Genomic DNA, 24222 nt, shown 5'->3' on the forward strand with positions numbered 1-24222 from the left:
GGGGAAAGGGGAAAGGGAAAGAAAAAACCTTNNNCCCTTACCCTTTAACCCCTTCGGGGTGACGCTCGCAAGCTCGCTACGCCAGTCGCTCATGGGGGAAACCCCCAAGACCGCGCTGGCTCACCTTTTCCCCAAACCCAATTCTGAGTTGAAAATGCTTATCCTAACCGTATTGCCCTCCTGCCTTAACAGATAAATCTCCTTAACACCAAGCGCATTGTGTTATGAATCCCGATCCCAGTAATCAAGAGCAGGCTTTTCTTGCGGAAGCGGCAGAGTTATTGCAAACCATTGAGCAGAATTTGATCGGTCTACTTGATGAAAAAACAATAGAAAAAGTTCATGCCTTGATGCGAAGCGCCCATACTATCAAAGGGAGTGCTGCCAGTGTTGGGCAAGAAACTATTCAGACAATTGCCCATCATTTGGAAGATGTATTCCAAGCGTTATACGCTCCAGAATTAGAAATCGATCCAGAATTGGGTGCTTTGCTTCTAGATGCTTATGAGTGCCTGCGAACTCCATTGAGTGCAGCCTTGATGGGCTTATCCTGCAATGAGGCAGAAATACTCGATCGCACTGCCTCAATCTTTGCCCAACTCCAACATAAACTAGGCGACTTTTTTGGTCGTGAGGCTCCGCTTCCCAGTTCGGAAGAACTTGGCTTTGATGTCGTAGAGTCAATCTTTTCCGGGAGTGTACTCCAGGATTTGCAACAGCTGGAAACTGACATTCAAAGCCAAGATCCGCAACAAATTCAAACAACACTCAACTCCCAAGCAGAATTTTTTGTCGAACTAGCAGCATCTTATGGCTTATCTGGATTGGAAGAAATTGCCCAGGCGACCCTAAACGCGCTCAAAGCACATCCAGATAAAGTATTGGAAATCGCTCAGGCGGCTTTAGAAAATTTTAAAGCAGCTCAAACAGCAGTACTTGCAGGCGATCGCACTCAAGGGGGAGAGATATCTCTACAATTGCGAGAATGGACAGAACTAACTACTCCTGTCCCAGAACCGCCTGGGCAACCAGTTGCGATCGCTGCCCCACCCACACCAACGACTACAACTGAGAATCAGCCATCCCCTCTCCTCAGTGCCAGCGAAGCAGAATCAATTTGGTCGTTTTTCCCGAAGCGGACTGATAACTCCGTAGCGAAAGCACCAGAGGTACTGGAACCTATTTCTCATTCTCAGGATTCGGTAGTAGTTCCCTCTGCCATAGATCGGATTTTACAGTCAATCTGGATCGGAGATCCACAGACATCTTGCCGATACTCAGACTCAGATCGGCCAGCCTCTCCACCACCAGCGCCAAGCCTCCAGGCTCAATCATCGGCATCACTTCCCAGTATCCGAGTCGCGATCGAACAGCTCGATCGCCTCAGCCATACAATTGGGGAATTGCTAATCAGCGAAAACCAACAAAACCTGCAATCTAACCACATCCAGAAAGCAGCCCAAGACACTCTACTCCAGTTTTTGTACTGTCAACAACAACTTAGTAAAGTTTTTACTTGGTCGGATCGACATCTGCTGCTTCCCGAACGCAAGCAGCGACATATACATGGATCTCCACGAGTTATCTCTGCTACCGAGGCACAATCCAATTTTGATGCCTTAGAAATGGATAACTATAGCGAGTTGCACATTCTCCTGCAAAATCTGACAGAAGACATGGTGCAATTAGGAGAACAGATTGAGGCTGTTAATGGCTTAGTGCAGCAATCTCGCTTCAGTCTCGGAAAGCGCAAGCAACTGCTTTCAGGAGCGCAGGAAGATTTGCTGCAAGCCAGAATGGTTCCACTGGGAACAGTGTTGAATCGATTACCCCGCCTCCTGCAACAGATGGTAGCAACTTATCATAAGCCTGTTGAACTCAAGCTTGGCGGTACGAAGGTACTGGTGGATAAAGCCATTTCTGAGCAGTTGTACGATCCCTTGCTGCACATGATTCGCAATGCCTTCGATCATGGCATTGAACCGGTAGAAACCCGCCGCCAGCAGGGTAAACCAGAAACCGGAACAATTACAATTCAAGCCTATCATCAAGGCAACCGCACTACTATTGAGGTACGGGATGATGGTCGAGGCTTAAATTGGGAAGCCATTCGTCAACGAGGTATAGAAAAACACCTGCTGACTCCCGAACAAGCCGCCTACGCCTCAGAAGACCAACTGGCAGAGTTATTATTTGAACCAGGCTTTTCTACCGCCAAGCAGGTTGGTGAGTTATCTGGCCGTGGTATCGGCTTAGATGTGGTTCGCACTCAATTGCAAGCTTTACAAGGTTCGATTGTGGTGCGATCGCTTTTAGGGCAGGGAACCACCTTCATCCTGCAATTGCCCCTGAGCTTGACAACAGCACGCTTGCTCGTTTGTCAATCTCAAGGTATTACTTATGGCTTGCTGTCTGAAGGAGTTAGCCAGGTTTTATTACCGCAGCCAGAGCAGATTCAAGTCCAGCAATCTTTACATGGGCAAGGCAGCCAAAAATTCTGGCAGTGGGGAGAAGGGCAAAGTCAGCAACTAGTTCCCATCCGCTCACTTGCCAATTTGCTGGATTACAAATATCCTTTATTCACCCAAGACCACAATTTAAACCTAAGTCCTTTTCCAGTCAAACAACGGAACACCGTTGAACCTCTGCTGCTGTTGGAAACAGAGCATCAATATCTGTGTTTGCAAGTCGATCAAATTTTAGTCGAGCAGGAATTAGTAATTAAGTCCCTCGGTAGAGTCCTGACTTTACCTAGTTACATCCAAGGCTACAGCGTGTTGGGAAATGGTAGTCTTACCCTAATCGTTGACCCGTTGGAGTTAGTTCGGCAAACTTGGGAGACAGATATGATGCCAACTTCCCCGGCATCAAGTCTTGCAACTAAACTATTGCCCGCGCCTGAGCCTGTTCTGACTCTAGAGGGACAGCAAACCTTAACGATAACGCAACCACAGCAACAGCCGATGGAAGTCAATACAGCCGTTGCTCAACCTAACCGACTGACAGTTTTAGTGGTGGAAGATTCGGTTGTACAAAGGCAAAGTTTGGTGCAGACGCTCCAGAAAGCCGATTATCAAGTGTTGCAAGCAGGTGATGGTCGAGAGGCGATCGCGCAAATGCTGCAACACGGTGATGTTGATTTAGTGATTTGTGACATTGAAATGCCACAGATGAATGGATTTGAATTCTTAGAACACCGTCGCCAAGACGAGCGTTTGTCCGGGATTCCTGTGGTGATGCTGACTACCCGTAGCGGACAAAAGCACCGCCAATTAGCTTTAGCTCTAGGGGCGAAAGCTTACATGACCAAACCCTATTCCGAACAGAGCTTTCTAGCCGCGATCGCTGAATTGGTTAATGGGTAAAGGGTAAAGGGAAAAGGGGAAAGGGAAAAGGGGAAAGGGGAAAGGGAAGGAATGGAAAGGAAAAAAATTGAAGCTTTTGAGGATTTAAAAGTATGGCAAAAAGGTATTGACTTAGTTAAGCAAATATATTTGAGGACTAAGGAAGGTGAACTTAGTAGAGACTTTGGTTTAAGAGATCAGTTAAGACGTGCATCCGTATCAATACCTACAAATATTGCAGAAGGATTTGAACGATATTCTCGCAAAGAATACTTAAACTTTCTAAATATTGCTAAAGGGTCTGCTAGGTGAAGTTCGCAGTCTTTTAAGAGTAGCGTTAGAAGTGGGCTATCTAGACCAACCAACTTATACACAACTTTCTAATCAAGCTATAGAGTTGAGCCGTATGCTATCTAATCAAATTCAATCTATAAATCAGTCAATGCCCTTCGGGCAGGGAAAAGGTTAAAGGGTAAAGGGTAAAGGGGAAAGGGGAAGGGGGAAAGGGAACCCCATAACTAAAGTTAGCGGCTTGAAGTAAGGATACCTCAATTCTTCCGCAATAGTCTGGAATTGAATCTTTTTCCCCTCCATAAATAAAGTTTAGGGGCTTGCACCCTTTCCCCTTCCCCTTTACCCCTTCCCTTTTCCCCTTCCCCCTTCCCCCTTCCCCCTTCCCCCTTCCCCTTTCCCCTTTACCCCTTCCCCTTACTATGCTCAACACTCCCTTTCCGTTTAAGCGATTATCTGGCGCTGTAACCGATCGCGACTCCCTACGAGTCGTTGTTTTTGCGATCGCAGACTATTTATTTGCCCTGCCAGTTGGTGCAGTTCTCAAGGTGATGGCTTGTCCCCCGATTCGCAGTACAGTTGAAAGTGGTATCGGGATGGTTGATTTGGGAGCGCAAACCATCACAATTGTGGACTTGCGCCAAAAGTTCATTCAGCAAGTACAAGCCCAACAGCCGCATCAAGTTCCCTCTGCGGTTGACACTTCAGGGCGCTTCTTACTTCTGACTCAAACCCGGACTGGGGAAATTTGTGGCATTCCTGTAGACAAGCCCCCTGCCTTAATTGATATTCCTTTGTCAGCAGTGCGTCCGGTGCCGTGGTCTTATCGGCAAGTGGCGGAGTTAAGCTGTGTTAGCCACATGGCTGTTTTGCCTGTAGCACCGAACGAGGAACCACTGAAAGTACTTCTTTTTGGTATGAGCCAGATATTGGCTAATAAGTTGGGGTTGCCCGGAACAACCGCAACCTTGCCTCCTGGGCTGGCATCAGGCGAACAACGGCAAAGATTTCTCCGTTTTTCCTTGAGCGATGGAGGAAGTGGATTGCTACCATTCCACTCATTACAGGACATTATTCATCTCGCTAGCCAAGAAATTTCCCCAGCCCCGGCCTTACCAAGTTGGATTTTAGGTTTCTATAATTGGCAAGGACAGATGCTACGGGTGGTTGACTTGGAACATTTGCTTGGTTATGCGCCGCTTTTGAAACGGCAGTCACGACCAGAAAAGCCAATGGTTCTGGTTATCGAGTTGCAAAATCAGGTAATCGGGTTTTTGGTGGCTCATGTCTACGATGTAGAGTGGCAGGATTTACAGCAAGCACAATCGGCACCAACCGACTTTTCCCCAAACAAACTGCTAAATTTTGTTCAAGGTATTCTGCCAGGCGATCGCTGGATTTTAGACACCAGAGCGATCGCCCAAACATTGCAATGGCAAACCCACTGATAAGAGGCAGGGGGCAGAGGGGCGGAGGGGAAAGAACTTGGTATTTGAACTCTCCTTTGCTCCCCTGCTCCCTGCTCCCCTGCTCCCCTGCTTTTTATATTTGACTTGATGCTGCCAAGGAGTTTTCTGTGACGATCGCAACTTTAGATCCTAATTCTGAAACCCAGCCTGTTGAAAATGAAATCCAAATAGAAGAAATTTTAGCTAATGTGGCTCTAATCAAAGCAGTCTTTCAATCTGCTAAGGGGCCAAAGGTCGCTCAATTGCAGCAGAAGGTGAGTCAAATCGAAGCTTTTGTCCAAGCTTTGGCTAAGGATTCACCCAAGGACAACGATGAAAATGTTCGAGGGGCTTTTCAACTCCAGCGAGAACAACTTGCGGCCATCGATCGCCAAATGCAGCAGGCAAAAGGCCAAACTGCACTTTTGGAGGTTACAGTCACCGTCCTTCGAGATATTCTCAACGCCGATCGCGTTTTGATTTATCGTTTTGAAGAAGATAATCGCTCTCGTGCGATCGCTGAAGCTATACAAGCAGGTTGGACATCCTTGCTCAACCAATCCCTACCGATAAATTTGTTTGTTAATAAACCCGATGTTAGTGACGGACAAAACTTACTCAACAACCTAACTGAAGTATTAGAATTAACTCCCCGCCAACAGCAATTTTGGCAACGCTTTCAGGTGCAAGCTAGCCTCTGCTTACCCTTGATTGTCAAACAACAACCTTGGGGTTTTTTAGTTATTCATCATTGCCTCCAACCCCGACTATGGCAGGAAGCAGAGCGCAGTTTGCTACAACAAGTAGGAATGATGTTGACAATTAACTTGCGCTGGGCTGAAATAGTAGCTCCACCTGCTCAACATCTGTCACAGCCTCCCCAAAAGGCTGATCGCTCTGAGTTACTAGTGCCATTTCAGCAGGTGAGTCAAGCTGTACAAGCAGGAGTAAGAATCGCCGAGCTTGCTGACGAGCATTTAATGTCTATTCAAGATACTGTTGCTATTACTAATAAACAAGCTGCAATATCTTGGTGAATTTTGCCAGCAAGCTTCTGACTTTATTCGCCTTGTGGAAGGCTTGAGTACCAAAATTCAGGTTTTATCCCTGAATACAGCCATCGAAGCCACAAAAGCTAACGATCAAGAACTAGGTTTGTTAGCTGCTGCCGAACAGGTGGAAATTCTCGCCCGTCAAGCCCGCGATAGCACCCTAAATATAGAGGAATGGTTCCAAGAACTCCAAGTGGCAGCAGCAGACGTTGCTTCTGCGATCGAACCGTGCGATCGCCAAATCAGTGCGGGGCTGGAGTCAATCGCCCAAATTCAGGAGCAATTCAAAGCGATCGCCGACATCGCTGCTTATACCCTCAAATCAATAGACCTATGAGCAAAAGTAACTTTTGCNNNTAGGGGGAAAGGAAAAGGNTTAAAGGGAAAAGGGTTTTTATTAGCCCTTTCCCCTTTACCCCTTACCCTTTTCCCCACTTCTGCAAGAAGTCTAATGTCGAAGCCATAGAATTGTCACAAACCCCATAGAAACGAGAGTTGTTTTCATGAGTACCGATTTTGTCCCCCAACCGCAGAACGACGATCGCTTCCTAGAAGAAGCGATCGATTTGTTACTGTTCTTGGAGCAGGAGTTGCCTAACTATACAAAAGACAGTAACCCTGGTACAGCTTTGGCTCTCATGGAAGCTGCTAGCTCTCTGCATTCGATTGCCATAGCAGCTGAGTTAGATGCCATTGCTATAGTTGCGGCTGCACTAGAAGAGATTTTTCAGCTTCTACATCAGTATCGGGCAACTGTCAACGCCCCGATCGCCTCCCTGTTGTCGGAAGGATTAGATTGTCTACAGATGCTATTGATGGCATTTTTAACAGCCTCGCAAATTGACGAAGTAGAAATTCTGGAGCGGATGTCTGCCATTGTTGCTCATCTACAAGCAGAGTTTGGCGATCACCAGGAAACAAACTTTGAGACATTGATAGAGCGATCGCAAGAATGTGAAAAAGCAGGCGAACAGGGAGTAGGGAGCTTTCCCCTGCCCCCTGCCCCCTGCCCCCTGCCCCCTGCCTCTTGTGAAACTAGCCCCCAGTCTGGCAGCCTTGTTTACGTAGATACCGAGCAGCTTCCCATCAATGTAGGGGAACTAGCAAATCCGAAGGAGTATGATGAAGGAGATTTTCATGCTTGGTTGGGGGATTTTTCCTTACCTACTGAAGCATCCCTAGTTAAATCTGTTCGCGATCGCCATCCACTCTCTTTACAAGAATCCATTTCTACCATTGTTGCAACAAGTATTCCAACCGCCACACCGATCAATATTCAGCATCTCGAACAACTAAATGCGCTAGTTGCAACATTATTAACTACATATAATCAGCAAGCCTGTCAGGAAGAACAACAACAACATACGATCGGGCGGTTGCTCCGACAAGTTAAACGATTACAACACCTGCTGGATAATCTACAGGAATGGTCAGGACGTTTAGCAGCAATTTCAGATACCCTTTCTCCTCTAGCTGCTTCTCGCTCTCAGCAATTATACAGTACTCTGCAATCTGTTTTGGCTGAAGCGTCTCAGGTGGCATCAACTGTTGATTCGCTGAATAACAATCATCATCAACTCAAACAAGAACTTATACAGCAGGAAAAGTTACTTAAGCATTCTGCCAATTTAGTCAAAAAAGTTACAACTATTCCTTTAAAAGTAGCCTTAGAACCGTTGCATCGGCTTTGGTCTCAGTTACAAGCTCTACAAGATAAGTCTGCTAGACTACATTTACAAGTTAGCGATATCCAAGTCAATCGGGCATTTAGCGATCGCCTCCATGCTCTCCTGTTACATATAAGTTGCTATTTACTAGAGCAAAGTATTGAGTCTGGCCAAACACGCCAACAGCTAGGTAAAAATAGCAACGGTATTATTGAAATTCAAGTTTACCAGCAAGGAAATCAACTGATTATTGATGGCTGTGATGATGGCGCAGGACTTAACTTATCTCAAATCTATCAACAAGCTTTAGCCCAAGGACTCGCCCTGACAAAACCAGGGGATATCTTACAAGAACTGGTAATTGAACCAGAGGTTTCATCTGTTTTATGCGATCGCGCTGCCTTAGAGTTAGGAGTAGAATTAACTGAAGTTTGCAAGCAATTAACAGCTATTCAGGGAAGAATAGTATTGAAGTCTAAAGCTGGACATGGTACAGCTTTCTCGCTCCAAATTCCCCTCGATCAAAAAATTGCTCAACTTATCGTCTGTCAAGCTAACTCCAGAGTCTATGCATTTATTGCCGATTCTGTAGAGCAGATTTGTCTATCCCAGTCCGAACAAATTATCCAAACTCAAGCGGGACGGATGTTATTTTTGCAGTCTTCTAGCACCAGTGGCTTCCTTGGTTGCGATCGTGAGGATTTAACAACAGAAATGCTCGTCCCTATCCACTTATTGACTGATGTGCTGATTTTTCCTAACCAGCTTCCTACCTCAGTTACTACTTACAACACAGATACACTAAATGCTTTCAAGCAGGATAAGCCTTTATTAGTATTTCGTTACTTAGACAAACGATGTGCTTTAGAAGTAGATTGCATCATCGGCAAGCAATCCGCTGCGATCCATCCTTTGGGGGAAGCAATCCCAGTTGCTGCCTATATCCAAGGAACTAGCATTCTTGCCAATGGGCAACTTAGCCTGGTTTTAGATGGTCATCTTCTCACAAAATCTCTAACTTGAATCAATACCTGTGTCATTCTTGTTAAGAAGGTGTTATGAATTTCAGACAAAACTGGCTGACTTATAAAGGGTTTTAGCGATAACGTATTTGCCCTAGGTGGGTTTCCAAAAAGTGCTAACACCCCCTAGAAAATTCAACTTTTTCTACAAGCTTGCTTCATCAAGATACGCTTGTTTTTATACACCTCTAAAGTTCCAGACTGCGGGTTATCTAACGTGCCATCCCACACCCAATATTCATAAATTCCATTCCGAAACTTATACACTCGAACCCCTTCTGTCGCTTGGCTAGTTCCTTTACCCAAACTTAAATTACCGTTGGGATTGGTCGCGCGATAGAGCAGTTCACCATTCGTATAATTCTGCCAAATATTGATGTTATAACCACCCTGGCATTTTGTACTCAGGATGATGCCAGCAGTAGAATCAGCAGAAGCAGGTAAGGAAAAATTAGCTAATATACTGATTGGCAAAGCAAGGAGTAACGCCGATCTTTTCAGGAGTGTTTTCATTATTTTCAAGAGTGTTGTGAAATTAATTTTTGTTTAGCATTCCAGCAAGCCTTTATTTCACATCCTGACGACGACTTTGCTCCTGAAAGTAGTCGCGCCAGCTTTCGGGTAAGGCTTCAAGTTGAGCAGCTTGGTGAAGTAACTCTGGATTGTTCTGCTCACGAGTATAAAGCTGAGTGATATTAGCAACAGTAATATTATTGTCATCCCGGCTCACCAATTCTAAAGTGTCTCCGGCTCCAACTTCGCCCTCTTGCAAAACACGAAAGTAAAATCCGGTGCGGCGACTTGCGAGAAACCGTTTTACCATATCAGGTCGTCCAAACCGAATGCCCAGTTTGTAGCAGGGTAGGCGAGGTTGTGTCACCATCAGTTTTACAGTGCCGATACGAAAGCGATCGCCAATATTCACGTCTTCTTCTCTGAGTCCAGCGATCGTTAAATTTTCACCAAAGATGCCTAGCGGTAACTCTGTGTCAGGCAATTCATTTCGCCAATAATCGTAATGCTCGAATGGGTATACATAAACTGCTTTATCTACTCCGCCATGAACGGTGAGATCGGCTTGTCCATCACCGTCTAAATTGAGTACGCGCACCATGACGCGATCGCTAACTGGCTCTTTGAAAATTCCAGTGCTAACTGTTTTCCCTTTCCAGGTAACTTCACGCGGTAGTCCCACGTTTACAGAAATAAGTTTCATCTTTGCAGTATGAGTCTTCGTTAATGTTAGGTTTACTAAGTATAACTGTTTTAATGGTTATCAAAAAAATAAACGGTAGGTTCGCTCATTTACAACACTCGATAATCCCAATTTTTGTGTTGCTGATTAAGTTTAAATACTATAGACAATTAATCAGTAATAACATCACCTAAATTAAGTAAATCAGCCAGATAGCAAACAAACTTTAGAGGCTATTTCGTATAGCAATTATTTAGAAGTTTAAAATATCTAATGATTCTTCTATTTCTAAATCTAATATTATTTCTCGTGTATCCTTGAGTGCTTCAAGCTTACCTTCTTTACGATAAATATCTGCCGCTTTTTGAAAATCTTCAATTGCTCCCTGTTTATCTGCAATTTCTAAACGAATATTGCCACGATTATAATAAGCATCAGCATAACTAGGATTAATCTGGATTGCCTGAGTATAATCTTCAATTGCGCCCTCAAAGTCTCCTAAATCTGAACGAGCATTACCACGGTTGTAATAAGCATCAGCATAACTAGGATTAATCTGGATTGCCTGAGTATAATCTTCAATTGCACCCTCAAAGTCTCCTAAATCTGAACGAGCATTACCGCGTTTTTTATAGGCTATTGCATCTTGAGGATTAATCTTGATTGCTTGAGGAAATCCTGCCTGAGAGCCTAATAAATAACGAGTAATCCCACGGTTTTTATAAGCATCAGCATAATGAGGATTAATTTTAATCGCCTGGGTATAATCCTCAATTGCTCCTTGGTTATCTCCAACATGAGAACGAGCTTCAGCACGATTTTTATAGGTTACGGCAACATTAGGATTTATTCTAATAGCTTGAGTATAATCATTAATTGCTTCCTCTAATCGCCCAAGTTGATAGAGAGCTAAACCTCTTTTATTGTAAGATTTAGCATCATGAAGGTTTATTTGGATTGCCTGAGAATAATCTGCGATCGCAGCTTCGTAATCTCCTATTTGATAGTGAGCTAAACCTCGTTTATAATATAAAACGTCAATATCGCTTTGATTAAGTTGTAGTGCTTGATTATAGTTAGTAATTGCATTTATATATTCTCCTTTTTGAAAGCATTCATCACCCAGCTTTACATAAAATATATTTAAATCTTCATTATGATATTCAGGTTGAAAAGAAGATTTGAGTACCTGATGATTAGTTGGCTTAGATAGAATTTCTTGTTTCGGGAGATATTTATAAATAGATGGTTGTTGCCGAGAAGAATTATTTATAGAAGATTGTAACTGTTCTAGATAGCACCATAAACCACCACCATATAGTAATTGTTCTATCCCAAAAGAAATTTTACCAGTCTTCAACTTAATCATCCGGGTTGGGAGAAAGCCAGCCAAAAAAAGGTGATACTCCGATTGTGCTTCACTCACATCTTCTTGAATTAAAATGCAAACTACAACTGCATTTTTTTCAACTTCTTCAGAACTAATTGACCATCTAACTCTGTCAATGCGACCATGACGAGATTTAACTTCGATACCAATAGATGGGTCAGAAGTCAACGTAAAATCTATATTACCATCGCCGCCAAATCGCTTTTCATAATCGACTTCGGTAATAAAATCAGCTAAACGTTCTTTGACAACTTCTTCACCCAACTTCCCTTTGAGATAGCTAAGAAAAACATCACGCACTGGTAAAACACGCTTATATTTTTCAGCCATCTGCCAGCAAAACTCCCGTAGTGCCTTTAATCTCTCTCCATAAATTATAGTTAATTCACTATATTGACCTTCTGTTTCACAATGAAGCAGACAACCAGATGCTAACCTTTTAATAAAATCAGACTGTAGCGATCGCAGTAGTGTAATCCAGTCCATTTATATTTCTGCGAATCTTTTGATGAGATTATTCTATTAAAATATCCATTCGGCGTAAACCTTTTAATTAGCTTGCAGGATTTACATCAGTTTTAAAGGTGCAGCCATGTCTGATTATGCCAGAGTTTTGAGGAGTTGGGAGAGTGCGATCGCTGGGAATAATACATGAAATATTAATTAACTCCAAGAGTGTCAAATGACCCAAAATCAAAACCCCAAGCCTTTCACCGACTCCAGTCCCCCCTCCTCGCTTGCGGGGAGCAGGGTGGATTAATTGTCGGGCGAGAAAAAGTTTTCTCACTCGACCATTGGACTCACAGGCATTGGGCAAAAGGAGTCGGAGTGGTCAAATAGCGCATCAAAAATCATTTGAAGTTGGTTAGCCATCAGCCTTAACGCTTCGGGAAGAGTCCGACAATTTAACTGACGAGCCAGGGAAACTAAAAACTGTCTGACTCATCGCCCAATTAGCTGGTGAAAAACCGCCAGTATGAATACAGTTATCTTCATTTAAAGTTACATCCTTGACCCAATGAAGTTGATTTTCAATTGACCAATGACCACGAATAATCTCCGCGAATTCTGAAGCTGAATAATTTCAGCTACTTAAATAAAAGTGTTGTTCATGATAGTCAACAATCTGGCGACGACAATTCTATCCTTGAGGTCGAGTTCCATATCTGTTAACCTCAATTAAACTTTTAGCGCCAACCCAATCAGGTAGTGACTCAAATGGAATTGGATAGACTTTGACTTGACGAGTAGTCTTTCGTCCATGTAAATTTTCATCATGGTAATTGGTATCGATAGCGATTGAGGATTCAGCTAGCTCAGTAGCTACTTTCAGGAGATTTGGCTGGTTTCTTTTAATAGTAATAATGTAGTCATTTTCTCCCTCGATAATCAGCTCAACAGTTTTTTTTGGCAATGTAGTGCATCGGCTGTAATCACGATATGATGCCCATAAAGCTTTTTAATTAGCTCTTCTACCACACTAATCTCACTGTTTTTGTTATTTTCCATAGCTTGATGTCTGATTACCCATCCTTGCTGATGACTATAAACTGAAACGATACTCACAAAGTTTTGATAGGATTGATTTCCCCCGGTTACAGTACTTTTAATACATTTCCCATCGATGGCAAATAATTCTTTGAAATTAATTGGCAAACTCTTTTCTGCCCAGACGTTAAACAGTTCAGCTAATATCTGAAAATCAATTGACATCATAATATTTCTGAATGTTGATGCTGACGGAAATTGAATATCTGGAGATAAATCTAATAATTTGATTAGAGATAATCGATGATTTTTTGTGAACTCAGCTAAAGGTTTATACCCCCAATATCCTGTACAACTACCTAACAAAACTATAGTTAGTATTATCCAAAGTCTATGTCTAATACCTCTAGCATGTCGATAATCGGGAACCCCTTGGATTGCTTCGATTAAATTCATTCCTAACTTTCCTCTGGGAGAACCGTGTTTTTCTTAAGGAATCATCCTTCTATGTTATATTTTCTCTCTCGACAATTAATCCACCCTGCCTCCCCGCAAGCGAGGAGGGGGCTAATTATGTGGTTTTTGATGAGGAAGTGCGATCGCTTTGCGTCATAATTTGACGATTTATTTCATAGGATGGTGATTTTGAGCGCATGAGACAAGTGAGGGAGTTGACTTCTCACTTTTGCTTTGATGAGAGTAAATAAATAAAATTGTACTGTCCTAGTTAGAGGTAGTGATTTACTAAAGGCAAATGGTTAGCATCAACGCATGATATATATAAGTTTTTAAGGAAGGTATCAGTAATGACTAAGACTTCCAGTAATCCAGAACAACAGCAAGATGATTTTTTTGATAAATGCTATGAGTTACTAGAAGAAATAGAAAGTTTTTTACAAGAAGATATTAAAGATTTAAATGAACTCAAACCAATTTTAGAAAAAAAAGTAAATGGTAAAGGTTTATGTACAAAAATTAGCCAGTTTATGCGTTCTGAACATTCTTTAGATAAACTCATTAACAAGATGGAAGATGCTAAAAAATACACATCTGAGCTACGTACTAAGCTAGACAAAGAAGTAGGCGAACGTGAAGCTAGAGATGTCCGTAATTTAATAGACAGGCGCAATAAACGTTTGTCACAGCGTAAAGGGTCAGTAGCAAAAAAAACTTAGAATATGAATTAGTATAAACTAAGCTATTGTATAGACTTAAATAGTCAAACTGCTAAGAGATTTTTTAAATAGAGAATAATCATTTTTTGCGGTGAGATTTATTAATAAAACTGTGTTTGAAAATGTCTAGTATAGACCAATAGCCAAGGTTTATAAATATCTAGTACGAAATTTATATTCTAGGTATTTCAGATAACGTTCGATTTCTTTGGTAGGTTCAGTACCAAGCTCTTTACGAGCTTGTTTTCTGATTGCATCGAATACCTTAATATAAAGTAATGGTGGTACAAATAAGGGAGTATCTAATTGATCTATATAAGCACTTAGACTTTTATATCTACCATAATCATATAGACAATTGTGTATTAATTCCAGAAAATCCTTAATATCATCGTGTAGTTGTTCTTGAATTTCTAGTTCTTGTATTTTATTTGAATCAAAAAAAGTTGAGTTACACACTGTGTTGACTAATTTTTCTCTCTTAATATCATTATCCAACCACTGTGCTGCAAGCTTTCGAGTTTTATAAAGTATTTGCAGTTCCCTTATTTTGTTTTGTAGCTGCTTATTTCTACCACAAATATTCTCTAGGGCATCTTGAATAATCTGTGAATTGGGTACAAAAAATAGCAATTTTATAAGAAACGAAATTTGTAATTTCTCTAAAAGACATTGAACCTTTTTCAACACTCTTATAGGAGTTATTTTTGCAACATTACCCTTAATTTTTTCATCTATGAGGTCAAAAACAGTAGCTACAACAGGAAGAGCGGCAATTGCCTGAATTATACTAGTCATTGCTTGAACAACGTCAGGCCAATTTGTAGACTCAGGAGCAGCAAGCGTAGTATTTAACAATATATTGATAAAATTCATATATTAACAATCTCCACAAGTTTTTTAAGCAATTCTACTTCCTCAGTTATTGCTTTACGAATACGCTCTATCATGTAGCAAGCCGTGTTCTTATTAACCCCAATCTCTTTGGCAAGCTGACGCACACTAATACCCCCTGGAGAATTTAGCACAAGGTGAATCGCTACAAACCATTTTTGTAATTCTACATGAGTCTTGTGAAAAAGTGTACCCACTGTAACACTGTATGAAGTAAAGCATTCATTACAGTGATATCTACGCTCATTCTTGTATGCAGTAGCGTTGGTTGATTCACAATATGGACACTTTGGCTTTCCACCCCAGCGAATTTGCTCAAGTAGGGCAAGGCATTCTTCGTGATTTCGTGACATTGTTATTCTCAGAGTTCTGAGAATAACAATGTCAAAAATTACTCTTTAATTTTCTAGCAATATGTATCAATCGTTAAGGAAAAACCGAAGTAATATTGCGATCGCAATTTTTATTTTTTCGTATAAAATCCCTTGCTCTTTACTTGTGAGTTAGGAGTCGGGTTCTAAGAACAACTGGTGAGGGCTGCACCACATTGATCTTCCCTTGTCAACCAACCCTTAACACCTTGATATTCTACCTGCGCCCAATCTCCCTGACAGCCTAACAATTTGACAGCCGTATTAGCAGGAATTCTTCTCAGTTTTTGGCTTTTTTGACTGCTACTAGCATATAAATCCACACCGTTAGTACCGTAGCCCCGCGTTGTTAAGGCTAACTTTGGCACGAATACCCATCCAGTTCCTTGAAAACCATTGCTAGCATTAGTAATCTGCACCCAATTTCCAGCAGCACCAATAACCTGAACTGTTTCCTTAATGGGTATTTGTCCTATGATTACATTATTTGTACTTGCACCACTCCGTACATTTAACCCTTGGGAATCTGTATCGGTGACGTAGGCAAAAATATCGCACTTTTGAGAATCACTTGATTTCGCTAAACTTATTTCACTAGCTATACCAGTATTGAGTATCACACTAATACAACTGAATGCCAATCCGATCGCTAAATTTGATGCTGGCTTTTTCACTTTTTTTGTCATCATTTCTTTAAGTTTCTGGCATCAGTACCCAAGGCTGAAATCTTATTGATATCTCCGAATCTACATAAACTTCAAGACGCGATTTATCGCGTCTCTACATTAAGGTTTTGTTGCTCTATCTAAACTGTATTGAGCTATAGTAGGTTACTTCATATCATAGCCAAACAAATTTGGGTCTACTTCTCCTAACTGCAACTCTGCCAAACCATACTCAGCCCATCGTCTCTCTACCATCGCCGCCACATCTGGGTCGGATTCTAAAGGCGAACCCCATTCATGATTTGTTTCCGGCGGAATCTTTGTAGTTGCATCAATTCCCATCCGTCCACCTAAGCCAATCTTCTCACTGGCAAAATCCAACGTATCAAAAGGTGTATTCGGCAAAATAAACACATCCCGCACTGGGTCAACTTTAGAACTAATCGCCCACACAACTTGACGCGGATCGCGAATATTTATGTCTTTATCCACAACAATTACAAATTTTGTGTATGTAAATTGTGGTAAAGCACTCCAAAACGCTAAAGCTGCTCGTCGCGCTTGTCCCGGATATGCTTTATCAATGGAAATAATCGCTGCTTTGTAACTCAAAGCTTCCATTGGGAGGAAGAAATCGACAATTTCTGATACTTGTTGCCGCAGTATGGGCGTATAAATGCGATTTAGTGCGATCGCCATCATCGCTTCTTCTTTAGGTGGACGACCGCTAAATGTTGTTAAGTAAATCGGATTTTTCCGGTGCGTCATACACTCGAAGCGAATTAACGGCGAATCTTCCACGCCGCCGTAATAACCCATGTGGTCGCCAAAAGGCCCATCTGGTAAAACTTCTCCTGGTGTAATCGTTCCTTCCAAGACAAATTCGGAATCTGCGGGAACTTCCAAATCTACAGTTTTACACTTCGCCAACTGCACACCAGAACCGCCGTAAAGTCCTGCAAACAGCCATTCTGATAAATCTACAGGGATGGGTGTAGCTGCTGCCATAATAATTAGAGGATCTACACCAAGTGCGATCGCAACTTCTAATTTTTTCCCACGTTCGGCCGCTTTTCGCAAATGCCTCGCCCCACCTCGCACCGATAACCAGTGAACCGTCATCGTATTCTTAGATTGCAGTTGCAAGCGATACACACCTACATTTGGAGTACCCGTCTCACAATCCTTGGTAATTACGAGTCCCAGCGTGATAATCTTGCCAGCATCACCAATATAAGGACGTATCAAAGGCAACTTATTTAAATCTAAATCATTACCTTGAAGCACAACTTGCTGACAAGGGGGGAAAAAGTCTCGTCCTGGTTTTGCCTTCACCACATCAAACAGCACTTTCCCAAAATCTATCGCCTGGGAAATCTTCTTCGGCGGTTTTGGCTGTTGCAGCATACTCAATTTTTTCCCCAGAGTTTCCAACTCCTCTGGATGCTGCATATTCATCGCCCAGCAAATCCTTTCCACAGTTCCCATCAAATTCACCGCCACCGGGAAGGAAGCGCCTTTGACGTTTTCAAACAACAATCCTGGCCCACCTTTTTGCAGCATCCGGTTGGAAATCTCAGCAATTTCCAGTTCTGGGTCAACTAAAGCAGAAATTCGCCGTAATTGTCCTCTTTCTTCCAAAATTTTAATGAATCCCCGCAAGTCTCTCGCCATTGTTCTAATAAAGCTGATTATTTAAGAAGTGTGAAGCGCTTTCTTATATTATGGGGCATTGGGGATTGGGCATTGAGGAAGAGGCAAAGAAGAAATTTGTTCAATCATTCTCCCTTGTCTTCCCTCCCTCCCCATTCGGGAAATTGTTGGTTTTAATTCAATACAGTTCAGATATAGCAGTCCTAAATCATTTGTGAAAATTATATATCTCTTTCTTCTTTCTTCCCTTTGCGCCCTTCTCTGACGAGACGCTGCGCGAAAGCGTACTTTGCGGTTCGTTTTCTGATTTATAATTTTTCACGAATCAAATAGGATTGCTATAGAGCAACAAGACCTTTATGTAGAGACGCGATAAATCGCGTCTTGATTTATCTCTTAACCCAAGCCTATTGGGTTTTAATTGGAAATTAACCTATTTAGTAACTTTTCTTAACTGTGTTTTCCGAAGCATTTAGTTATTGTATTTAGGGATATGCAATTATTTTTTACAAATAAGCGCTAACCAATCAAACATGGCCAGAATATACTATACCTTCCTGGCAGGCGGCCTTGTTATATAGTCCCTGCTGGGTTTATTTGTTACAAGCTTTAAGTTTATTTCTAAATTTTCGTGAGTTTGCGTTAGCGTAGATCAACTAAAACATTTTTCCCACATCATTGAACTAAGAATCCTACACTTAAAAGGTGTGAAATATTCAATTAATAATATTGACTTTACCAGTGTCAATATCGTAACAAGCACCAACAATTTTTAGTTTACCTTCACCGAGCAATTTAGCTAAAATAGTTGAGCTTTCCTGCAATTTTTCAGTCTGATACTGAATGTTGGCTATAACTGCATCTTGCATATTATCACCAGTTCGGAACTTTATCCTTTCTACAGATGGTTTAATACCCTCAATAATTAAACCAATTCTCCCAGGAAGTGGTTCGTTTTTGATTGCTTCTGCTACTGCACCGCATCTTCTGTGACCCAAAACCATAATTAACTGCGAACCCAATACTGCTGTAGAATATTCCAGACTACCTATAACCGTGTCACTGACAACATTACCCGCAACTCGCACGACAAATAAATCTCCAAGTCCTTGATCGAAGACAATTTCCGCAGGTACTCTAGAATCTGCACAGCCTAATATGGCAGCGAAGGGATACTGAGCTTTCGCAACTAATCGTAAGCGTTCTAGTGATTGATCGGGATATTGGCGTTTTTGATGGATAAATCTTTGATTACCATCAAGCAATCGTTTGATGGCTTCATTCGGACTGATTGAATTAGGGTTAATTGGGTGAATATCAGCAACAGCAGTTTGCTCTGCATTCCAAAAGCTATCACCAAAAGTAGTAGCTGCAATACCTACGACACTGGCGAATTTCAAGAAATTACGTCGCCCAACAAATCCATTAATTCGACTCATCAATCTACCTGACAACAATAAAGCTGTTCTCAAGAAGATATCAGACTTAACTAAAATGCAAGAGTACTTAATTACACGGTTTAAGAGTCATTTAATATTCGGGTGATTGAGAGTGGTTATAATCCAGTCTCCCTTAGCGATGAAAGCAGATGAACAAGCGATAGAAGATAGTCGTTGAAGCCGCTTTATTGCTCCTTATCTAAATTCTAATAATCAATAAGATCGTAATTTTTTTTAAATCTTTATATGAATAAATTTGAGATAGAGTAGAATTCATAATCCATGAGGTAAAATGGGCTTGTGCCTCGCTGCGGCAACAGAAGCACAACAGTCTTTATAGTTGGTTTTAAGACTTAGGTTGTGTATTTAACTCACTGAAAATATTCTGTAAATATAGAGATATTATCTTTTAATTTATTAATCAGTATTGAGACGATACATCTAGCTATTTTAGAGGATATTTAAAAAGTATTGGGCGAATAGGATTCGGTAATAAGCTGTTCCACATTTAAATTGCATAATTACGGCGGGCAAGATGCCCACCCCACAAGAGTTATATAAATTTTAGATATGCAAACTAGATGTGGTTTAGCTTCCACAAACTCTCTTCCACTTCCGTAGACTAATACAAAAAAGGGTTTTGCCTGTGTAGCCAAGATTTCCAATTGCCAGTTAATAATAAATTAGACTTTTCAAACATCCTCTAAAAGCGTAAGCGTAGCTCGTTTGGTGTTTGCTTCCTGATTTACTCAGGCACAAAGCTCTGTTCTGACGTTCATTTTCAAAAGTTTGTGGTTGACTGAAATTGGTTCTCTGGCTAATAATGTGTTTTTTCTAGTCAAATTTAAAGTACTTCTATCTAAATTCAGGTTAGGCATCTCTTGCCAGCAGTGGCGGCAGAACCAGTAGGTTTCTTGTAAACGAATGTGACGAAGCATTTGGTTAGAACAGCAAGGGCAGTTTGTCATAGTATTGTTGTTTTATTAAAAAAGTTAAACACAAATAAGTAGTTTGCTCTTGGCTTAACTACCAACAGCTTTAATTTATAAACAGAAAATAAAGAACTAATAAAGAAATGACGGTAGTTAAAAAACTTTAGAAAATATTAACAATTACTTGATTAGCTTAGGGTAGCAAGAACCGCAGGTATCGCTCACTCTCTAAGACAGTCTATTTATACAAGAACGATTACGCCCGTTTGCTTTGGCTTGATAAAGGGCTTGATCTGCTGCCTCAATCAAATCCAAAGGAACCATATTAGATGTGGGAATCACTGTGGCAATTCCGATACTCAAGGTGACGTGGTGCTTCACAGGCGATGCAGCATGGGGAATATTTAGTTGTTGGATAGCTTTATGAATTTCTTGGGCAACGTGAAAAGCCCCATCACTAGGAGTGTTAGGCAAGATAACAACAAACTCTTCTCCGCCATAACGAGCAGCTAAATCCTTAGAACGTTTGACACTTTGTTTGATAGCTTGGGCAATAAAGCGCAAACAATCATCCCCGGTCGCATGACCATAAGTATCGTTATATTGTTTAAAATAATCAATGTCGCATAAAAGTAGTGAGATAAAACCTTGTTCTCGTAAAAGATATTGCCAGACAGAATTAAGCTTAATATCAAAACATCGGCGATTGGCGATTTGAGTTAATTCATCCACCATTACCATATTTTCAAGCTGCTGGTTGGCACGCTGCAATTGTTGATAAAGTTCAGATTGCTGAATAGCGATCGCTACCTGTGTTGCCAATTGCTGAAGCAGTTCGCTTGCCCAAGGTTGCCACTGACGCGGGGCGCTGCAATGATGAGCAACCAAAAGACCCCACAGGCGATCGCCCTGTAAAATTGGTACAACTAGCTTGGCTCTGACTTGCAACTGTTCTAATAACTCTACATGACAAGGGGCAAGTCCGGCGGTGTAGATGTCTGGAGTAACTCTGAGCGTACTTTCTTGATAAGACTGTCCCTGTATTTTGACAAAATAGTTGTCTGTAATTTCCATATTCAAAATCGATTGCCAACCTGCTGCTACAGACTCCGTGACAACCACACCACTCCAATCACGGTTAAAGCGATAGATGATGACGCGATCAGTTTGCAGAAAATGTCTAACTTCAGCAACAGTTGTGTTTAAGATTTCATCTAAGTCTAAAGACCTACGGATATGTTGAGCGATCGCATAAACCATGCGTTCCCGTTCTGTTTGCTGTTGCAGGGCAATTTGTGCTTGTTTGCGGTCTGTGATATCTGTAAATGATGTCACCACCGCAGATGGTTTTGATTCATCGGATTCAAACAGTGGTTGAGAATTGATTGAAATCCAAGTCAAACTGCCATCAGGTTTATGAACTCCCATAATCACATGAAATTGAGGTTTTCCGGTGCGTAAGGTGACTATGGCGGGGTGAGTTTCGCCTGGAAAAGAAGTACCATCTTCATGAATCGCTCGCCATAGCAAAGCGATGGAAGTTCGCCCCATCATTTGATCGGCTGTTAACCCTAAAATTCTTTCGGCACTGTCATTACAGGTGGTAATGCGTCCATCGGCTTGCTGTAGGACAATACCTTCTGCCATCGCTGTAATTACGGAACGATAGCGTTGTTCGCTTTCTCGCAGCGCTTCTTCAATACGCTTGCGTTCAGTAATATCAGTATGAGTTCCTAGCATCCGTAGGGGAAAACCATTCTTGGAGCGACTCGAAACTTGACCCCGATCTAGAATCCACTTATAGGTTCCATTCTTGCACTTAATCCGATATTCACTGACATATTGTTGGGTTTCACCGGACAAATGCTTGCTAATCTCCTCGTAAACCCTCGCTTTATCATCTAAGTAAACCCGCTGTTCCCATTCACTGAGGGTATTTCCAATTTCATGCTCTGCAAACCCTAACATTTCTTTCCATCGTCGGGAAAAAAAGACTTCGTTAGTTTCAGCATTTAAATCCCAAACTCCATCGCCATTTCCTTCCAAGGCATACTGCCATCTTTCTTCACTGGTTTTGAGTGCGGCTTCGATTTGTTTACGAGGAGTGATGTCTTCAAAAATGTATAACCGCCCAAAGTATCGATCCTGAGTATCCCGAATTTGACTGGAAAAGCGGCGAATCGTTCGCCCATCGACAAATAAAATTTCATCCTCAATCGTGCAACGATTTTCTTCAGACTGCAACGGTTTATAGGATTCGACAAATGCCGATGCATCGACAATTGAAGATATGCAATCAGGAATGATGTCATTATTTTTTAAAGCACCCAAACGCATTTGGTCTTCTAGATGTTCTATGCCCCAAATTTTACAGAAGTGGTGATTGAAATAAAGGATTTCATCGGTGTGATTGTCAACAACAAAAAATCCCAGCAAAGAAGTTTCAGTCATGGAACGCAGTAAAGCTTCCCGCCAGCGCAATTCTGATTCTGCACGCTGGTGTTCTTGTAGTGCAGCTTGTTGCTTGGTAATATTCTTTTCGTTGACGAGGATGATGGAGTTACCCGTTACCGGATCGCGGGTGCATCGTATATCCACCCCATGCCATTGAATCCCTTCAGTGGTGAACACCTGAGCCTCTATGCTGAACATCTCACTGAAATTAATCGCTTTCATAGCTTGTTGTCCAACACTCTTGTCAACAAAGTGACTCAGGAAAATATTCTCATCTGACGAGTTAGGGTACAGGGTATCCCGATAACAGCGCAGGGCTGCCGGATTTTGCATCAAAGGTACACCATCCATCGTGTAAAGCGAGATCATTACTGTGGTGTGACGTAGGGCTTCAATTGATCTGAGTGTTTCTCGATCGATCTGATTGATAATTTCTGTTGATCCTTCAACCAACATCGCCATTCGCCCTTCTTCAATTTGAATTCCAGAAAAGATGCAGCGCAGAGAAATAGGTTTTCCTTCTGGGTAAAATGTCCAGTTTTCAGTGATGGTTTTCCCTTGCTGAAATTCTTGCAAATAGCTTTGCATTCGAGTGTGAGTAAACTGAGAAACATCACTGAAGTTGCGACTGAGCAATTCTTCTCGACTTTCAGCATTCCAAATATGCAGAGCGGATTGATTAGCCCACCACATCTGCAAGTTTTGAATATCATAAATCCAAACTGGAGTTTGTAATCGGTCAAATGCAATCAAGTCTGCAACTGATATATTCTTTGGCAATGCTGTTTTTGTGATAATGGAACCTCTAAAATTCTGATACAGAGTTCTTTTGATTGACTTCAACTTTGGCTGAACTGTCAAATTTTTCAGGTTTTGATTGAGTTGCAGCGTTAGTTGTTGGGAGGATGTAGCCTTTTGCTGATGGCGTTCTGCTTCCCCAAGAGCGATTCCTAACTCTGCGGCTATCAGTTGGAAATACTCAATTTCTAAAGAACTCCATTTACGTGAGCTACTGCACTGGTGAGCAATTACCAAACCCCATAAATGAGGATATGTACTAGAAACTCCATCAAGTTCTTGATTGTTTACTAAAATTGGTACTACTAAATTAGCTCGAATCTGTAAGTCTATTAATAGTTTTTTGTAACAAGGGTCAAGGGTTGTAGTATGAATATCTTCAATAACACCAACGCTTCCATCTTGATATCGCTCTACCCATGTCGCATTGAAGCAAGGATCGTAAATTAATTGCCCTAGAATCGATTTCCATCCATTACTTACAGATTCTTCTGCGATGATTCCATCTCCATCCGGCAAAAAACGATAGATAATGGCGCGATCGCTTTCTAATGTTGTTCTAACTTCGCTGACAATAATCTTGAGAATTTCACTCACTTCAAGTGACTGATGAATTTGATCGGCCAGCATCCTAATTTGAGCGAGGATTTGCTTTAAATCAATTTCAGAACCCGATAGACGATTGAAGAGCATAGTAATAATCTATGTATATGCACTTAGCTAGATGTAAAATTTTTCTCTAGTATTTAATTTTATGCCAAATTACCTAAAACGTTAAGTTAAATTTAAGCTTAAACTTGATATACAGCAGAATTCAGAATGGGCTAAACGCCCCGCTACCGCTAACAGGAGTCAGAATGGGCTGCGCTAACAGAAGTAAAACAGGCTTTATACATGGCTTTGAGACTTAGCTTGTGTACTTCACTTTCCTTGAAATCCGCTGT

At 41.5% G+C, this 24222-nt stretch carries 20 protein-coding genes; 8 read left to right on the forward strand and 12 right to left on the reverse strand.

Annotation, left to right across the window (positions count from 1 at the left end):
* Positions 1-224: 224 nt before the first annotated feature.
* From QUD05_RS10960 to QUD05_RS10985, 7 genes are all read left to right on the forward strand, one after another.
* Complete coding sequence (locus QUD05_RS10960) at positions 225-3365, forward strand: hybrid sensor histidine kinase/response regulator (protein ID WP_289796062.1); 3141 nt, start codon at positions 225-227, stop codon at positions 3363-3365.
* A 51-nt stretch (positions 3366-3416) separates the two neighbouring features.
* Positions 3417-3656 carry a four helix bundle protein gene (locus QUD05_RS10965; RefSeq protein WP_289796063.1) on the forward strand — a complete coding sequence of 80 codons (240 nt, stop codon included), beginning with the start codon at positions 3417-3419 and terminating at the stop codon, positions 3654-3656.
* Between the two features lie 31 nt (positions 3657-3687).
* Complete coding sequence (locus tag QUD05_RS34005) at positions 3688-3813, forward strand: four helix bundle protein (protein WP_354666122.1); 126 nt, start codon at positions 3688-3690, stop codon at positions 3811-3813.
* A gap of 244 nt (positions 3814-4057) precedes the next feature.
* Positions 4058-5083 carry a chemotaxis protein CheW gene (locus tag QUD05_RS10970; protein ID WP_289796064.1) on the forward strand — a complete coding sequence of 342 codons (1026 nt, stop codon included), beginning with the start codon at positions 4058-4060 and terminating at the stop codon, positions 5081-5083.
* 128 nt (positions 5084-5211) lie between these two features.
* Positions 5212-6120, forward strand: coding sequence for a GAF domain-containing protein (locus QUD05_RS10975; RefSeq protein WP_289796065.1), 909 nt, complete (start codon positions 5212-5214; stop codon positions 6118-6120).
* A complete protein-coding gene (locus QUD05_RS10980; protein WP_289796066.1) occupies positions 6083-6472 on the forward strand; it encodes a methyl-accepting chemotaxis protein in 390 nt (129 codons plus the stop codon). Before QUD05_RS10975 ends, QUD05_RS10980 begins: the two co-directional genes overlap by 38 nt.
* Before the next feature lie 166 nt (positions 6473-6638).
* On the forward strand, positions 6639-8825 hold the full coding sequence (locus QUD05_RS10985) for a chemotaxis protein CheA (RefSeq protein WP_289796067.1): 2187 nt from the start codon (positions 6639-6641) through the stop codon (positions 8823-8825).
* Positions 8826-8959: 134 nt separating this feature from the next.
* Here the strand turns inward: QUD05_RS10985 and QUD05_RS10990 are convergent, their stop codons facing one another.
* The 6 genes from QUD05_RS10990 to QUD05_RS11015 form a co-directional block, all read right to left on the reverse strand.
* A complete protein-coding gene (locus QUD05_RS10990; RefSeq protein ID WP_289796068.1) occupies positions 8960-9337 on the reverse strand; it encodes a hypothetical protein in 378 nt (125 codons plus the stop codon).
* Between the two features lie 52 nt (positions 9338-9389).
* A complete protein-coding gene (locus tag QUD05_RS10995) occupies positions 9390-10040 on the reverse strand; it encodes an MOSC domain-containing protein (RefSeq protein WP_289796069.1) in 651 nt (216 codons plus the stop codon).
* Between the two features lie 232 nt (positions 10041-10272).
* Positions 10273-11895, reverse strand: coding sequence for a tetratricopeptide repeat protein (locus QUD05_RS11000; RefSeq protein WP_289796070.1), 1623 nt, complete (start codon positions 11893-11895; stop codon positions 10273-10275).
* 67 nt (positions 11896-11962) lie between these two features.
* A complete protein-coding gene (locus QUD05_RS11005) occupies positions 11963-12196 on the reverse strand; it encodes a hypothetical protein (RefSeq protein WP_289796071.1) in 234 nt (77 codons plus the stop codon).
* A gap of 354 nt (positions 12197-12550) precedes the next feature.
* A complete protein-coding gene (locus QUD05_RS11010; RefSeq protein ID WP_289794483.1) occupies positions 12551-12823 on the reverse strand; it encodes a hypothetical protein in 273 nt (90 codons plus the stop codon).
* Positions 12799-13353, reverse strand: coding sequence for an ISAs1 family transposase (locus QUD05_RS11015; protein WP_289796072.1), 555 nt, complete (start codon positions 13351-13353; stop codon positions 12799-12801). Before QUD05_RS11015 ends, QUD05_RS11010 begins: the two co-directional genes overlap by 25 nt.
* A gap of 350 nt (positions 13354-13703) precedes the next feature.
* Here QUD05_RS11015 and QUD05_RS11020 point away from each other — a divergent pair, with 350 nt between their 5' ends.
* Positions 13704-14072, forward strand: coding sequence for a hypothetical protein (locus QUD05_RS11020; RefSeq protein ID WP_289796073.1), 369 nt, complete (start codon positions 13704-13706; stop codon positions 14070-14072).
* Between the two features lie 150 nt (positions 14073-14222).
* Here QUD05_RS11020 and QUD05_RS11025 read toward each other — a convergent pair whose 3' ends face one another.
* The 6 genes from QUD05_RS11025 to QUD05_RS11055 form a co-directional block, all read right to left on the reverse strand.
* Complete coding sequence (locus QUD05_RS11025; protein WP_289796074.1) at positions 14223-14948, reverse strand: hypothetical protein; 726 nt, start codon at positions 14946-14948, stop codon at positions 14223-14225.
* Positions 14945-15319 carry a transposase gene (locus QUD05_RS11030; protein WP_289796075.1) on the reverse strand — a complete coding sequence of 125 codons (375 nt, stop codon included), beginning with the start codon at positions 15317-15319 and terminating at the stop codon, positions 14945-14947. Before QUD05_RS11030 ends, QUD05_RS11025 begins: the two co-directional genes overlap by 4 nt.
* Positions 15320-15483: 164 nt before the next feature.
* Positions 15484-16023 (reverse strand): SH3 domain-containing protein, encoded by a 540-nt coding sequence (locus tag QUD05_RS11035; RefSeq protein WP_289799938.1) that lies wholly within the window; start codon positions 16021-16023, stop codon positions 15484-15486.
* Positions 16024-16167: 144 nt separating this feature from the next.
* Positions 16168-17676: a UbiD family decarboxylase gene (locus QUD05_RS11040; protein WP_289796076.1), complete on the reverse strand. Its 1509-nt coding sequence runs from the start codon at positions 17674-17676 to the stop codon at positions 16168-16170.
* 695 nt (positions 17677-18371) lie between these two features.
* Positions 18372-19094, reverse strand: a complete 723-nt coding sequence (locus QUD05_RS11045) for a carbonic anhydrase (protein WP_289796077.1) — start codon at positions 19092-19094, stop codon at positions 18372-18374.
* 1160 nt (positions 19095-20254) lie between these two features.
* A complete protein-coding gene (locus QUD05_RS11055; protein ID WP_289796079.1) occupies positions 20255-23971 on the reverse strand; it encodes a diguanylate cyclase domain-containing protein in 3717 nt (1238 codons plus the stop codon).
* Between the last annotated feature and the right edge of the window lie 251 nt (positions 23972-24222).

Origin of the sequence: Nostoc sp. GT001, assembly GCF_030382115.1 — a bacterium.
Lineage (GTDB): Bacteria > Cyanobacteriota > Cyanobacteriia > Cyanobacteriales > Nostocaceae > Nostoc.